The 14,886-nt window shown below is 39.1% G+C and carries 14 protein-coding genes; 2 read left to right on the forward strand and 12 right to left on the reverse strand.

Annotated elements, in window-relative coordinates; translation table 11 throughout:
- Positions 1-30 precede the first annotated feature (30 nt).
- The gene (locus K3T81_RS11315; protein ID WP_106898550.1) at positions 31-777 is read right to left on the reverse strand and encodes an alpha/beta hydrolase; all 747 of its coding nucleotides are present in this window, start codon (positions 775-777) and stop codon (positions 31-33) included.
- 175 nt (positions 778-952) lie between these two features.
- Positions 953-1,186 (reverse strand): preprotein translocase subunit SecG, encoded by a 234-nt coding sequence (gene secG, locus K3T81_RS11320; RefSeq protein WP_036574975.1) that lies wholly within the window; start codon positions 1,184-1,186, stop codon positions 953-955.
- A gap of 182 nt (positions 1,187-1,368) precedes the next feature.
- Here secG and K3T81_RS11325 point away from each other — a divergent pair, with 182 nt between their 5' ends.
- Together K3T81_RS11325 and ptsP are read left to right on the forward strand one after the other, a co-directional pair.
- Positions 1,369-2,292, forward strand: coding sequence for an alpha/beta hydrolase (locus K3T81_RS11325; protein WP_238020199.1), 924 nt, complete (start codon positions 1,369-1,371; stop codon positions 2,290-2,292).
- A gap of 106 nt (positions 2,293-2,398) precedes the next feature.
- Positions 2,399-4,111: a phosphoenolpyruvate--protein phosphotransferase gene (ptsP, locus tag K3T81_RS11330; RefSeq protein WP_238020200.1), complete on the forward strand. Its 1,713-nt coding sequence runs from the start codon at positions 2,399-2,401 to the stop codon at positions 4,109-4,111.
- Positions 4,112-4,161: 50 nt separating this feature from the next.
- On the opposite strand, the gene K3T81_RS11335 is transcribed toward ptsP, so the two are convergent.
- The 10 genes from K3T81_RS11335 to rpoN form a co-directional block, all read right to left on the reverse strand.
- Positions 4,162-4,800, reverse strand: a complete 639-nt coding sequence (locus K3T81_RS11335) for a nitroreductase family protein (RefSeq protein ID WP_238020201.1) — start codon at positions 4,798-4,800, stop codon at positions 4,162-4,164.
- Between the two features lie 29 nt (positions 4,801-4,829).
- Entirely contained in the window at positions 4,830-5,789 is a 960-nt protein-coding gene (locus tag K3T81_RS11340; RefSeq protein ID WP_238020202.1) for a nucleoside hydrolase, read from the reverse strand.
- Between the two features lie 328 nt (positions 5,790-6,117).
- Positions 6,118-7,404, reverse strand: coding sequence for a phosphopyruvate hydratase (gene eno, locus K3T81_RS11345; RefSeq protein ID WP_036574984.1), 1,287 nt, complete (start codon positions 7,402-7,404; stop codon positions 6,118-6,120).
- A gap of 63 nt (positions 7,405-7,467) precedes the next feature.
- Positions 7,468-9,003, reverse strand: coding sequence for a 2,3-bisphosphoglycerate-independent phosphoglycerate mutase (gene gpmI / locus K3T81_RS11350; RefSeq protein ID WP_238020203.1), 1,536 nt, complete (start codon positions 9,001-9,003; stop codon positions 7,468-7,470).
- Positions 9,003-9,758 (reverse strand): triose-phosphate isomerase, encoded by a 756-nt coding sequence (gene tpiA / locus K3T81_RS11355; RefSeq protein WP_036574987.1) that lies wholly within the window; start codon positions 9,756-9,758, stop codon positions 9,003-9,005. The genes gpmI and tpiA overlap by 1 nt, the downstream gene beginning before the upstream one ends.
- Positions 9,759-9,795: 37 nt before the next feature.
- Positions 9,796-10,977, reverse strand: a complete 1,182-nt coding sequence (locus K3T81_RS11360; protein WP_238020204.1) for a phosphoglycerate kinase — start codon at positions 10,975-10,977, stop codon at positions 9,796-9,798.
- A 150-nt stretch (positions 10,978-11,127) separates the two neighbouring features.
- A complete protein-coding gene (gene gap, locus K3T81_RS11365; protein WP_036574991.1) occupies positions 11,128-12,135 on the reverse strand; it encodes a type I glyceraldehyde-3-phosphate dehydrogenase in 1,008 nt (335 codons plus the stop codon).
- A gap of 45 nt (positions 12,136-12,180) precedes the next feature.
- Entirely contained in the window at positions 12,181-13,200 is a 1,020-nt protein-coding gene (locus K3T81_RS11370) for a sugar-binding transcriptional regulator (RefSeq protein ID WP_238020205.1), read from the reverse strand.
- Between the two features lie 156 nt (positions 13,201-13,356).
- The gene (locus tag K3T81_RS11375) at positions 13,357-13,599 is read right to left on the reverse strand and encodes a glutaredoxin family protein (protein WP_106897316.1); all 243 of its coding nucleotides are present in this window, start codon (positions 13,597-13,599) and stop codon (positions 13,357-13,359) included.
- Position 13,600: 1 nt separating this feature from the next.
- A partial coding sequence (rpoN, locus tag K3T81_RS11380; protein ID WP_338044644.1) for an RNA polymerase factor sigma-54 occupies positions 13,601-14,886 on the reverse strand: 1,286 nt, incomplete at its 5' end.

A 14,886-nucleotide genomic window follows, 5' to 3' on the forward strand; every position in this document is an offset into this window, starting at 1 on the left:
ATTATTATTTACCTTTTATAAGAGTTATAATCATACTTCCCAGTCAAGCTGTTCTAAAAACTGATAAACCTCTTCAAAGACTTGTTCCTTTTCTTTTCCCATCGTAATTACATGGCCAGAATTCTCAAACCATTTTATTTCTTTCCTATCCGCTTCTACCTGGTCGTAAATATAAGAAGCACTATCTGTATTAATCATTTCATCTTTTGTTGCCTGGATAACCATTGTTGGCGTATAAATGGTATCAATTTCATTCTTTACTTCTGTAATAAAGTTCCCAAGATCACGAAATACATGATTAGAATTTGCCATAAGCTCTTCTAGTTCAGATTTTATCGTTTCTTCCTCTTTTCCTTCCAATTGCTTGTACTCTTTAGAGAAAGCCTTAAATCCTTTCGTCAACTGGGTTTCATTATCAAAGAACATAGGGGAACACATCGTGATTACTGCTTTCGTCTTTTCCGAATATGCCAATTTTAAACCTAGTACTCCCCCAAGGGAAAGGCCAGCCACGGCAATTTCTTTATACCCTAGTTCTTGCAAATGGCGGTATGCCTCTAGAACATCCTCCCACCACTCTTCTGGGGTTGCTTTAATAAGCTCTTCAGGTGGCAAACCATGTCCTCGGTAAATCGGCGCATGGCTTGTGTAGCCTTGCTTTTCCAGGTAGCGTCCGAGCATTCTTACATCTGCAGAGTGTCCAGTAAATCCATGTAATAATAATACCGCTCGCGGGCCTGCTTCAAACGTAAAAGGTTGTGGTTGTTTTACTTTCATTAGTGTTGCATCTCCTTTATATCTTTGTTTCATTTGATAGCCGTTCAATAAGTAACAGGAGGATAGAAAGGCTTCTCCTCTCACTACTTTTTCGAACATTCTATTTCTACTTTACCCTTTTTTCATCCAGAATAAAAAGCAATAACCCTTATCACAAATGTGATAAGGGTTATTATTATTGTAGGATATATGCACTTAGAAATGCTAAAACGAAAAACAAAACACCGGTCACGATCGTTCCTCTGTGAAGAAAAAGATCAGCCCCTCTTGCCTTTTGTTTCCCAAATAACTGCTCTGCCCCACCAGAAATCGCACCAGACAGTCCTTCACTTTTCCCTGACTGAAATAATACAAAAATAATCATAACGATTGCATCAATAACTAACAATACATGTACTAAAGCTTCCATCTATGCAAGACACCCCCAGATACTAAAACACAAACAATCCGTTGTTTGCGTCTAAATATACCAATACTTATCTCTACTTTAGCACAATCTTGTTTTGGATAGCAAGTCTATTTTAAAAGGAAGATGTTATACTAGTCTCACGTAATCATAGTATTAGGAAAACATTTGTAGGGGGACTCTAAATGATAGAAGAAGATTGGCTAGAAGTAGCAGACAATACGGAAATCTATTTTAAGAAATGGTATAACCCTAATCAACAACCAAAAGCGATTATTCAACTGGCTCATGGGATGGTGGAGCATATTAATCGCTATGATGATTTTGCAAAGCAGCTTGTAGATATGGGCTTTTATGTTTATGGGAATGATCACAGAGGACATGGGAAAACTGGAGAACGACAAGGTTTATTAGGCTTCTTTGCTGATAAGGATGGTTTCTCAAAAACGTCAGAGGACCTATTAATGATGACAAGAAAAATAAAGGCAACATACCCTTCTGTTCCGATCATTCTATTTGGCCACAGTATGGGCTCCTTTCTAGTAAGACATTATATCCAACAACATAGCCATGAGATCCATGGAGCTATTCTCTCTGGCACCGGTTATTTTCCATCCCTCCAATCACGTGCTGGAAAATTCTTAGCGAGCCTACAGCCCGCAAAAGAGCCCTCAGAACTGATGAATTGGCTTGCGTTTGGTCGTTATAATAAAAGAATAAAAGATAAACGCACGAAAGTGGATTGGTTAACCCGAAATGAAACTGCAGTGCAGGATTATGAGCGAGATCCACTCGCAGGCTTTGTCCCAACAGCTCGCTTTTTCTACGATCTAATGTCTGGTCTAATAGTGATTCAAGATAAACAACGGAATCAATCTATTCGAAAAGACCTTCCCATCCTATTATTGAGTGGAGACCAAGATCCAGTAGGCCAATATGGAAGTGGCATATGGAAAACAGCTCAATTATATGACCAAGTAGGACTGAACCGTGTTACTACCATGCTGTTTGAAGAAGGTCGGCATGAATTGCTATTTGAATTAAATAAGCATGAGGTCTATCGAGCCATCGAAGGTTGGATCACTGACACGTTGCGTATCAAAGTTTAATCCTTGTGTAATAACGAGCAAGCGTTTAAAATAGACACTGGAGTGTATAAACGTATTTCACGGTTTTATCGCTAATATTTTTTTGCAATAAGGAAGGTTGGTCAAAATGAAGAATGTACAAGGAATCGCTGCATCATCCGGTATTGCTATTGCGAAGGCATACCAACTAGAAACACCAGATCTTTCATTTGAAAAGAAAACAATTGATAATCCACAAGTGGAAATAGAGAGATTGGAAAAAGCGCTTGACGTTTCAAAACAAGAGTTGGAAAAAATCAAAGCACATACGAAGGAACAGCTTGGTGACGAGCATGCAGAGATCTTTTCTGCACATTTATTAGTATTAAGCGACCCTGAGTTAATAAACCCAATGAAAGACAAAATAAACGCTGATAACGTGATGGCAGAAACAGCACTTGAAGAAACAGCTACCATGTTTATTGACATGTTCAAGAGCATGGACAACGAATACATGAGAGAACGCGCTGCTGATATTCATGATGTTACTCAACGTGTGATGGCTCATTTACTTGGTGTAACATTCCCAGACCCTGCATTAATTAATGAGGAAGTAATTGTAATCGCCAAGGATTTAACACCATCTGACACAGCTCAATTAAACAGAGAATTTGTAAAAGGCTTCGCTACAGATATTGGCGGACGTACTTCCCACTCAGCAATCATGGCTAGATCACTTGAGATTCCTGCTGTAGTTGGAACTAAAGAAATTACAACTTCAGTATCTAAAGATGACATGATCATTGTAGATGGAATGGAAGGGAAAGTTATCCTTAACCCATCTGATAAAGAAATTGCATCCTACCGAGAAAAGCAAGAAACGTTTGCAAGACAAAAAGAAGAATGGGCTAAATTAAAAGATGAACCGACATTCACGGCTGACGGGGAACAAGTAGAGCTTGCAGCAAACATCGGTACACCAGAAGATGTAACAGGTGTTCTGAACAACGGTGGGGAAGGTGTTGGACTTTACCGTACCGAATTTCTTTATATGGGTAAAAACGAGCTTCCTACAGAGGACGAGCAGTTTGATGCTTACAAATCCGTTCTGGAACAGATGCAAGGCAAGCCTGTTGTTGTACGTACACTAGATATCGGTGGCGATAAAGAGCTAAACTACTTAGATTTACCGAAAGAACTGAATCCGTTCCTTGGATTTAGAGCAATTCGCTTCTGTTTGGAAAATGAAGATGTTTTCCGTCCACAATTACGCGCACTATTACGTGCAAGTGTTTACGGAAACTTGAAAATCATGTTCCCTATGATTGCGACAATCGAGGAATTCAGAAAAGCTAAAGCAATTCTGCTTGATGAAAAAGAAGCACTTAAGAACGAAGGAAAAGACATTTCTGATGATATCGAAGTAGGTATCATGGTAGAAATCCCTTCTACGGCCGTAATCGCAAAACAATTTGCTAAAGAAGTAGATTTCTTCAGTGTTGGTACAAATGACCTAATTCAATACACGATGGCAGCAGATCGTATGAATGAACAGGTTTCTTACCTTTATCAGCCATACCATCCAGCTATCTTAAACCTAATTAATAACGTGATTGAAGCAGCACACAGTGAAGATAAATGGGTTGGTATGTGTGGAGAAATGGCTGGTGAACCGTTAGCAATTCCAATTCTTCTAGGACTTGGTCTTGATGAGTTCAGCATGAGTGCAACTTCTATCTTGCCTGCACGTACACAATTAAAAGAGCTTTCTAAGAAAAAACTTGCTGCCAATAAGGACAAGATCCTTTCTATGGGAACAGCAGATGAAGTCTTAGAATTTGTTAATGAACTAATTAACTAAATCTAAGTAAAGGTATCATGAAGCCGGAGGGAATCGTTGATTTTAACGAGTTACTCTCCGGCTTTTTCTATACTTTTATTTATAATTTCCAGTTTGTCTTCAATTGGGGTTCGACCTTTATTACGCGGAACTTTTAGTGGGTAACCCATCTGAAGTACAGCAGCAATTTTCATCACGTCAGTATTTATTCCAACTCTTTCTACAAACGTTTGATCATGCATGTAAGGTGTAATCGTCCATAACACTCCTACACCGTGTTCCCAGGCAGCGAGTTGGACGTTTTGGATAAATGCACATACTGCAGCATAATCTTCCTCATAGCGAATAGGGTCCTTTTCCACTTCAAAGAAAATTACCGCATGATGCGGAATTTCTAATAAAAACTGTTTCATCGATTCCTTCATTTTTATAGTTTTAGGTTCTTTGTCTGTACGAAGCATACCAATTCTTTCGTAACTTGATATGATTTCATCGACAAAGAATTTCTTTCCCTTTTCTTGAAATACTTTTATTTGCCAAGGTTCTTTCATGTAATGTGTCGGGGCATAGGAAGCGTAGTGAAAGATATCCAGTAGTACATGATTCTGTACTTCCTCTTTTTTAAAAGTATGTATGGATCGTCTGTTTTTTATCGAGTCTAAAATAGAAATGCGCTTCATCCTCCCACTTATCCTTTTTACAAATAGCATAGCAGGGCTCCCTTTTAATGGTCAATGGGTTAAGTAAAACGTTGGCCACTCATTACAGTCATAAAATCCATAAAGAACTGCTTATAGTTTAACTGGAAGGCAATGTTATGTTTCTTTAGCTCTACTTCTCCATCTGTGAGAAAAGGTCTGATATCGGCAATGCTTTGCCCGCGCTCCGTCCCTTCAGCTGCCTGTACAATATTTACCGGTAATCTTTCATAGGTAAGCATATCTGGCTTGATTACAGCCATTAAAGTTAACACATCGTGCAATGGACTACCAGTTATGGATGGGTTTCTTTCTTTATAAAAATTATAATAATAGTCTAGTAGCGGTTTTACAATGTCTATCGGACCATATGCATCAATATAGTCCACCATTTTTGGTGTTGCAATCGCTTGCTCTGTTACGTTTAGAGGAATTATTTTTAGATTCTCTGCGTATCGGAGTACTACCTGTGCAGCAACCGGATCACCATAAAAATTAGCTTCTGAGACAGCCGTAATATTACCCGGAACCCAAAAAGCCCCTCCCATTACATAATAACCCTTTACCTTACGCATCAAGTCACCATATAGCAGAAACATTGTTGCTAATGAAGTTAAACGACCAATATTAACGATCAGCAAATCGTCATGTTCTTTAATAATATCCACAATTTCATGAAAGTTTTCTGTGACACCATTCATGAAATTTAGCGGAGGAATAATTGGTCCTAAGCCGAACTCGCCATGGATTTCCGGTACGTAAACTGGGAGTTCACCAGTCATTGGTGCTTCAGCTCCTACAATGATGGTTACCTGTTCAGTCATTTCACTACTTAGTAATGTCCGCACATATTGAATATTGGCCAATGCGTTTTCCCTTGAGATATTCCCATAGTCAGCTACAACTCCGACAACGTCAATATCATCATTTAAATAGGCATAAATAAGTGCAACTGTGTCATCTATTCCAATATCGCCAAAAAGCAATACCTTTTGCGCCACTTTAATCTCCCCCTTTATAAAGTGAAACTTCAATCAGTGGGGATTTTCGTTCTTCCCCCACTGATTGTTAGCTGAACGAATCGGGGTGTTAGCGTCCGTTTACTCCCACTAAAAACTAACGGTTTCACTTCATGTTTTGAAGGGGGAGGCTTACGGACGGTTGCACCAGGATAATTTTTACATTACATCCTATTTTATTTAACTACAATTTGTCCTATGCTAAGCAGATTGATATCTTCCATTAACAACAGAGACGAGGTTTCTATATAACACAAAAAAGCATCCCCCTTGCTTCTTTTGCAAGGGAGATGCTTCACATTGTGTTTGTTTATTTTTTCAAGTTATAGAATGAATCTAAGCCACCATATACGCCTAGACCAGCTAATTCGTCTTCAATACGAAGTAATTGATTGTACTTAGCTACACGGTCTGTACGAGAAGGTGCACCCGTTTTAATTTGTCCAGCATTTGTAGCTACAGCGATATCAGCGATTGTTGCATCTTCTGTTTCACCTGAACGGTGTGAGATAACAGCAGTGTATCCAGCGCGTTTCGCCATTTCAATTGCTTCAAATGTTTCAGTAAGTGTACCAATTTGGTTCACTTTAACAAGAATAGAATTTCCTACACCTTGCTCAATACCTTGAGAAAGCTTTGTAGTGTTTGTAACAAATAGATCATCCCCAACTAATTGAACGCGGTCACCAAGACGGTCTGTCAATAGTTTATGACCTTCCCAGTCGTTTTCATCAAGGCCATCTTCAATAGAGATGATTGGGTATTTATTTACCATTTCTTCATACCAGTCTACCATTTCAGCAGAAGTACGAACAACACCCTCACCTTTTAGATTATATTTGCCATCTTCGTAAATTTCAGATGCAGCAACGTCCATTGCAAGTTTCACTTCTTCACCTGGTTTGTAACCAGCTGCTTCAATTGCTTCTACAATTGTTTGAAGTGCTTCTTCATTGGAACCAAGGTTTGGAGCAAATCCACCTTCATCACCAACACCTGTGTTATAACCTTTTGAGTTAAGAACTTTTTTCAATGAATGGAAAATCTCAGCACCTGTACGCAATGCTTCTTTGAAAGTCGGAGCAGCTACTGGCATAATCATGAATTCTTGGATATCAACATTGTTATCTGCATGCTCTCCACCATTTACGATATTCATCATAGGTGTTGGCAATGTTTTAGCATTGAATCCACCAAGATAGTTGTATAGTGGTACTTCTAGATAGCTAGAAGCAGCATGAGCTACAGCCATGGAAACACCAAGAATAGCGTTTGCACCTAATTTTCCTTTGTTTTCTGTTCCATCAAGTTCAATCATTAATGCATCAATGATATTTTGACGTGTTACATCAATACCCACTAATTCTGGTGCGATTACTTCATTTACGTTTTGTACTGCTTTCTCCACACCTTTACCTAAATAGCGGTCTTTGTCACCGTCACGTAATTCAACAGCTTCGTATTCTCCAGTTGAAGCACCACTTGGTACTAGAGCAGATCCAAATGCACCGGACTCTGTGAATACTTCTACCTCTACTGTTGGGTTACCGCGTGAATCAAGTACTTCTCTTGCATAGACATCTGTAATATATGGCATGTAAATCTCTCCTTTTTTTTGGTTTCTCATTCATCTTACCTGACTTTTGTTAAGATAGGCAACTTACTTTAGTAAAGACTTTCCTGTCATTTCCTCTGGTTTGGAAACATCCAGTAGATCAAGTAGAGTTGGAGCAAGATCTGCAAGAATTCCGCCGTCGCGTAATGCTGCATCCTCTTTTGTTACGATAACAGGCACAGGATTTGTCGTATGTGCTGTCATAGGGTCTCCATCCACTGTGATTACTTCATCAGAATTACCGTGATCAGCGGTAATAATTGCATTTCCACCAAGAGAAACGATTTTATCGATTATTTTACCTAAGCATTCATCCACTGTTTCAATTGCTTTTATCGTTGGCTCAAGCATACCAGAATGACCAACCATATCAGGGTTTGCAAAGTTTAAGATAATCGCATTTTGATTTCCTTCATCAAGCTCTTTTAATAACGCTTCTGTTACTTCATATGCACTCATCTCAGGCTGGAGGTCATAAGTTGCAACTTTTGGAGAATCGATAAGAACACGTTTTTCTCCTTCAAATTCTTTCTCGCGTCCGCCACTCATAAAGAATGTAACATGAGGATACTTTTCTGTCTCCGCGATACGTAACTGGTTTAAATTGTTTTGTGCCAGTACTTCACCAATCGTGTTATCAAGATTTGCCGGTTCGTAAGCTACGTAGCCATCCACCGATTCACTGAAATTGGTTAGCATAACAAAGTCAAGATCCTTCGGTACATTTTCTCCCCTGTCAAAATCACGGAAATCTTTATTGGCAAAAGTACGAGAGATTTGAATCGCTCTGTCTGGACGGAAGTTATAGAAGATAATGGAATCTTCGTCCTGTACTTTACCTACTGGTTCGCCACTTTCATCTGTAATCACAGAAGGAAGAACGAATTCATCATAAATGCCATTTTTGTAGGAATCTTCTACTACTTCTTCAGCATTTGTATACGTCGGCCCGTCACCGTGAACCATCGCGTCATAGGCTTTCTTAACACGATCCCAACGCTTATCGCGATCCATGGAATAATAGCGACCAGAAACCGTTGCAATTTTTCCGATACCCAGCTCTTTCATTTTATCTTCTGTTTGGGCAATGTACTTTTTAGCTGTTTGCTGGCCTACATCACGGCCATCTAAAAATGCATGTACATAAACCTCTTCCAGGCCATTGTCTTTGGCAAGCTTCAGCAATGCGAACATATGGCTAATATGACTGTGGACACCACCATCAGACAATAGACCAAAGATATGCAACGCCTTGCCTTTTTCTTTAGCAGAACGAATTGATTTTAAGAAAGCTTCTTTTTCGAAAAAGTCTCCTTCTTTAATAGAAAGATTAACTCTCGTTAAACTTTGATACACAATTCTACCTGCACCGATATTCAGATGACCTACTTCGGAGTTACCCATTTGACCTTCAGGCAGGCCTACAGCCTCTCCACTGGCGGTTAGCTGATTATGTGCGTACTTCTCCCAGAATCGGTCGAAATTAGGTGTATTAGCTTGTTTTACCGCATTTCCCATCTCTTCATCGCGTATCGCAAATCCGTCAAGGATAATCAATGCAGCTAATTTATTTTGTGTCATTATTTACCAGCCTCCACGAGCTGCAAGAATGAGTCTGCCTCCAGACTTGCTCCGCCAACTAAGGCACCATCAATATCTGATTGAGCAAGTAATTCCTTAATGTTTGCTGGTTTCACACTGCCACCATATTGTAGAACAACTTTTTCTGCTGTTTCTTCTGATGTCACATCTTTAACAACATTACGGATATGTGTACAAACTTCATTTGCTTGTTCACTTGTGGCTGTTTTTCCAGTTCCGATCGCCCAGATTGGTTCATACGCGATAATCGTACTAGCCACCTGTTCCTCAGAAAGTCCTTCTAAAGCAGCTTTTACCTGGTTGCCTACATGATTCATTGTTTCATTTGCTTCACGTTGATCAAGTGTTTCACCAACACAAACGATTGGAGTTAGACCGTGTTTAAATGCAGCCTGTGTTTTTTTATTTACTGATTCATCTGTTTCTGCAAAAAGCTCTCTGCGCTCAGAGTGTCCAAGTACGACATGTGTAACGCCGAGATCTTTTAACATTCCAGGACTTACTTCCCCTGTGAATGCACCACTTTCTTCATAATGCATGTTTTGTGCCGCTATTTTCACTGGTGAATTTTTTGTTTGCTCCACCAAGCTAGCAAGGAAAGGGAATGGTGCACAAACAATTGCTTCAGTCTGGTCTGATTCGGGCGCTTTATTTACAACTTCTCCTACAAATTCAGTCGCCTCAGACAATACTTTGTTCATTTTCCAGTTACCTGCAATCACATTCTTACGCATACGATCACCTCTTCAATAAATTTTGATTCAAAAACAATTATTTATCGTTTAAAGCTTCCACACCTGGAAGTGCTTTGCCTTCCATGAATTCTAGGGATGCTCCACCACCGGTAGAAACATGATCCATGTCTTCCGCATAATCAAATTTCTCTACTGCAGCAGCAGAATCTCCACCACCAATTACAGTATAACCTTCTGTGTTTGCAAGGCTCTCTGCAACAGCTTTTGTTCCACCAGCAAATACGTTTAATTCAAATACTCCCATTGGCCCGTTCCAAATTACTAGTTTGGAATCTGCCACAATCTGGCTGTATTTCTCACGCGTTTTTGGCCCGATATCTAATGCTTCCCAATCCGCAGGAATTTCTTCAATATCTACAATTTTGGTATTTGCCTCTTCAGAGAAGTCATCTGCTACCACAACATCTACTGGCAATACAAAATTAACGCCGTTATCTTTTGCTTTTTGCATGAATTCTTTCGCAAGATCAAGTTTATCTTCTTCTAATAAAGATTTTCCAATTTCATAGCCTTGTGCTTTGATAAACGTATACGCAAGTCCACCACCAACGATAAGGTTATCTACTTTATCAAGAAGGTTATCTATTACATTAATTTTATCTTTAACTTTCGCTCCACCTATAATGGCTGTAAAAGGACGCTCAGGGTTTTTAAGTGCTTTACCCAGTACCGCAATTTCCTTTTCCAAAAGTTTACCAGCAACTGCTGGAAGCTTCTCCGCAACACCTGCAGTGGAAGCATGTGCACGATGAGCTGCGCCAAAGGCATCATTTACATAGATGTCAGCCATATCTGCGAATGCTTGAGCAAGCTGTTCGTCATTTTTTTCTTCCCCTGCTTCAAAGCGTACATTCTCTAAAAGTAGAATATCGCCATCACTTAAGCGAGATAGGGCTTCGTTTACTTCACTGCCGTATACTTCGTCTGTTTTTACTACTTCTTTGTCAAGAAGATCGCTAAGACGTTTTGCAACAGGGTCAAGGCGTAACTCTTCCACAGCTTCGCCCTTTGGACGACCTAAATGACTGGCAAGAATAACAGTGGCACCTTGTTCACTAAGATACTTGATTGTTGGCAGGGCTGCCTTAATTCTAGTATCGTCTGTAACCTCTCCGTCCTTCATTGGTACGTTAAAATCGACACGACAAAAGACCTTTTTACCTTTAACGTCAACGTCTTGAAGTGTTTTTTTGTTCATTAAAACAACCTCCTGCTTTATTTAGTTATGTAACACATATAGCTTTTCCCTTAATAGTTTGAGGTTAATCATGTAACAAGCAAAAGACGAAGGAGGATTTATCTCCTCCTCCGCCTGCTTTAATCAACCTGACTGCTGGTAAGGTGAACCTTACAGTCCTTGTTTTTTAAGAAATGCAGCTAGATCCACACAACGTGAAGAATAACCCATTTCATTGTCATACCAAGAGATTACTTTAACCATGTTATCTTCAAGTACCATAGTTGATAGACCATCAATAATTGATGAATGTGAGTTACCTACGATATCAGAAGAAACAAGTGGCTCTTCGCTGTACTCAAGGATTCCTTTAAGGTCGCCTTCTGCAGCTTCTTTCAATGCAGCATTAACGTCTTCAGCTGTAACGTTTTTATCCAACTCTACTACTAGGTCAACTAGAGAACCGTCTGGAGTTGGAACGCGAACTGCTCCACCGTTTAATTTGCCGTTTAATTCTGGAAGTACTTTACCTACTGCTTTCGCTGCACCAGTTGTTGTTGGAATAATGTTTTCTGCTGCTGCACGAGCACGACGGTAGTCTTTATGTGGCAAATCAAGGATTTGCTGATCGTTAGTGTAAGAGTGAATTGTTGTCATCAAGCCACGTTTAACACCAAATTTATCATTTAATACTTTTGCATATGGTGCAAGACAGTTTGTAGTACAAGAAGCGTTAGAGATAATGTTATGGCTAGATGGATCGTATTGATCATCGTTTACACCCATAACTAGTGTAAGGTCTTCATCTTGTGCAGGTGCGGAAATAATTACTTTTTTCGCTCCAGCTTCAATGTGTTTCTGTGCATCTTCACCTTTAGTGAAGCGACCAGTTGATTCAATAACAACTTCTACACCAAGATCTCCCCAGCCTAGATCTGCAGGGTTACGCTCAGATAGTACTTTAATTTCTTTTCCACCAACAACAAGGTTCGAACCATTTACTGAAATTTCTTGATCAAGTTTACCATGAACAGAATCGTATTTTAACAAGTGTGCTAACATATTAGCATCTGTTAAATCGTTTACTGCTACTACTTCTACTTCATCATTTTTAAGTGATTGACGAAATACGTTACGTCCAATTCTACCAAAACCATTAATACCTACTTTTACTGCCATGTATATTCCTCCTATAAATAGAAATTAATTTTATATATAAAAGGGTTACCCCTTCAATATCTCTTTCGCAGCTGCTTCATCCGTGATCAGAAGATTACTCTTCCCCTGTTTAAAATAAGAATCGATTGCTTTTCCTTTGGAGCTACCGCCCGCAATGGTCACAACATGATCGATTGTTTGAAGGTCCTCTAATTGAATGCCTACGGTGCGTACCTTATATACAACATTACCCATTGCATCAAAATAGTAACCAAACGCTTCGCTGATAGCCTGTTTGTTGTAGAGTTCCACAGACACCTGTTCGGGTGTTTTTCGACGTTTCGCCATTGTCATGGCATCACCAATTCCGTGAAGGACAACTGTTGCTCCCTTAACCTGCTGAAGTGTCTCGTTAATCGATGGCTCGTTAATAATTGTCTGATAAGCAGATTCACTTAAAGGATCTGGCGCATAAAGCAAACGGTAGTTTACTCCGGCTTTTCTTGCCATTTCAGCAACGATTGTGTTGGCTTGGTTTTCTACCTTTTCCCCAATTCCCCCACGCGCTGGTACAAATAAATAATTATTTGTTTTATCTAATGGGTTCATGACATTCGCTACAGCTGCCATAGTAGTCCCACCAGTCACAGCTATTATATCCTCGTTATCTACTACAGACTGAAGAAAGGAAACACAAGCTTTCCCCATTTCTTGTTTGACCCATTCATATTGATCACTATTTCCAGGCACCACAATGACCTGCTCAATATTCAATTTATCCTTGATTTGCTTTTCTAAAACACTTAAACCTTTAATTTCATTCATAAATTCGGCCAACTGTTCTAGAATTACCTTACCCTCTTTTGAAATATACATTCCTTTTGTGGTAATTTTTATGAGTCCTTGTTTAGATAGGAAGTCGACCTCACTACGGGCATTTCTTTCAGACAAACCAGTGTTTTCCGCCAAACTACGTCTTCCAATTGGCTGAAACAAGTCTACACTGTGCAATACAGCATACCTTTGCTGCATTACTTCCACTAAATCTGGAACTAGTTTTTTCTGCAAATCAATTAGATCACTCATTTAGATCCCCTCTTGCTGGACACAAAAAGTCCCAGATGGTTATATTGTGTCCCAGAAACATCAAAAAAAACTTCCTTCGACATTTATTATAGCAAAGATATAAAATTTCACAACCAAAATGAATTGTTCAGTCCTCCGTCTTCTACAAAAAAGTAGTCACCCGTCATTTTGAAACGCTCGTACAAGTGTGTTCCATCCCATTTGGGAACCATCAACAAAATTCTTTCCGATAATCACACATGGGATAAGTAAATGATAGCGCTCCATCCACTCATCATTCGTTTCGATATCCCTTTCTATTAAATTAAAGCTATAATCCTTTTGAAGAAGCTCCAACATCATTTTTGCTTCATCACATAATGAACAAGGGTTCTTTGTGTATAAAATTACATTTCTCATGTCATGTTTCCTTTCTCTTGCTAGAAGATGGGATTTCCTGGCGCTCACGGTATTTCATTACTGTCCTTCTGGCGATGTGTAGCCCGTACACTGCCTCCAATTTTTCCTTAATCTCTCTATCTGATAATGGCTTCCGTTTATTTTCGTTTTTAACCAGGTCAGCGATTTGTTGTTTCACAACAATGGAAGAAGTTTTCGTACCATCTGATTGTTGAATTCCTGATTGCAGAAAAAAATTTAATGGAAATACTCCACTTGCTGTTTGAATATATTTGTTTGAAACCGTTCTGCTTATTGTAGAAGTATGCAACTCAAGAGCATCTGCAATTTCTTTTAGTGTTAAAGGTTGAAGCATGGACAAGCCATTTTCGAAAAAAGGAGATTGCTTCTCTATTATACAATGAATCACCCGTTCTAATGTATTAAGTCTATTTGAAATAGCTTTTCTAAGTGATTCAACTTGGCTCCATTTATTATTAAGGTAACGTACAACGTATTTTTCATCTGACACGAATTGTTTATAATTTGGATTTATCTTTATGCTAGGGCTGCTCCAAGAAAAAAACGAAACATGCCATCTTCCCTGTTGCTTATAAATAGAAGCTTCCGGTGTAATATAGTTCGTCATTTTGGTTGTTATCCGCTTCCCTGGTTTTGGATCGCATCTTTTAACCTTTGCCAACAATCCTTCTACCTCAGGTTCGGACAAACTATAATATTTTGATATAGATGAAACATCCCCTGCAGCAACCCAATTTAGTTTATCTTCTAACAAGTCTTGTAAAAAGTCAGGGTCGGGGGCATCTTGTGCTAGTTGTAGGTAAATGCATTCGCTTAGTGACCTGGCTCCTATACCAGTTGGTTCCAACGATTGAATATACAATAGTGCTTTTTCAGCGCTTTGCAGGGTTATGTCACATGCATTGGCCCAAAATTCCAAATCAATCTCAAGGTACCCGCTTTCATTTAGTGAATCAATTCCATATAAAACGGCATAATGTATCTCCTTGGGTATAGTTAGCATATATAATTGCTTTTTTAGTTTCTCATACATGGTTAACTTCTTCGCATTTAATTCGACAGGGGCTACTAGCCCCACTTTAGATGGATGGGAATAGGAAACACCATCCTGATAAATAACTTCTTCTATTAAAGGATTTTCTTTTTCAATTTCCTTTATATATTCCATTAAATCCATACTCGAATATTGCAGTAATTGGAGAGATTGAAGAAGGGATTGGTTCATTTTATGTTCAAGTACCTGTTCTTGTAGTAAATTCATCCTTA

The sequence above is a fragment of the Oceanobacillus jordanicus genome (assembly GCF_022095695.1).
Taxonomy (GTDB): domain Bacteria; phylum Bacillota; class Bacilli; order Bacillales; family Amphibacillaceae; genus Oceanobacillus_B; species Oceanobacillus_B jordanicus.

Bases quoted from the DNA above. Each gene is read 5' to 3' on its own strand.
- K3T81_RS11315 (WP_106898550.1), bottom strand. From the start codon at position 777: ATGAAAGTAAAACAACCACAACCTTTTACGTTTGAAGCAGGCCCGCGA.
- secG (WP_036574975.1), bottom strand. From the start codon at position 1,186: ATGGAAGCTTTAGTACATGTATTGTTAGTTATTGATGCAATCGTTATG.
- K3T81_RS11325 (WP_238020199.1), top strand. From the start codon at position 1,369: ATGATAGAAGAAGATTGGCTAGAAGTAGCAGACAATACGGAAATCTAT.
- ptsP (WP_238020200.1), top strand. From the start codon at position 2,399: ATGAAGAATGTACAAGGAATCGCTGCATCATCCGGTATTGCTATTGCG.
- K3T81_RS11335 (WP_238020201.1), bottom strand. From the start codon at position 4,800: ATGCTATTTGTAAAAAGGATAAGTGGGAGGATGAAGCGCATTTCTATT.
- eno (WP_036574984.1), bottom strand. From the start codon at position 7,404: ATGCCATATATTACAGATGTCTATGCAAGAGAAGTACTTGATTCACGC.
- gpmI (WP_238020203.1), bottom strand. From the start codon at position 9,003: ATGACACAAAATAAATTAGCTGCATTGATTATCCTTGACGGATTTGCG.
- tpiA (WP_036574987.1), bottom strand. From the start codon at position 9,758: ATGCGTAAGAATGTGATTGCAGGTAACTGGAAAATGAACAAAGTATTG.
- K3T81_RS11360 (WP_238020204.1), bottom strand. From the start codon at position 10,977: ATGAACAAAAAAACACTTCAAGACGTTGACGTTAAAGGTAAAAAGGTC.
- gap (WP_036574991.1), bottom strand. From the start codon at position 12,135: ATGGCAGTAAAAGTAGGTATTAATGGTTTTGGTAGAATTGGACGTAAC.
- K3T81_RS11370 (WP_238020205.1), bottom strand. From the start codon at position 13,200: ATGAGTGATCTAATTGATTTGCAGAAAAAACTAGTTCCAGATTTAGTG.
- K3T81_RS11375 (WP_106897316.1), bottom strand. From the start codon at position 13,599: ATGAGAAATGTAATTTTATACACAAAGAACCCTTGTTCATTATGTGAT.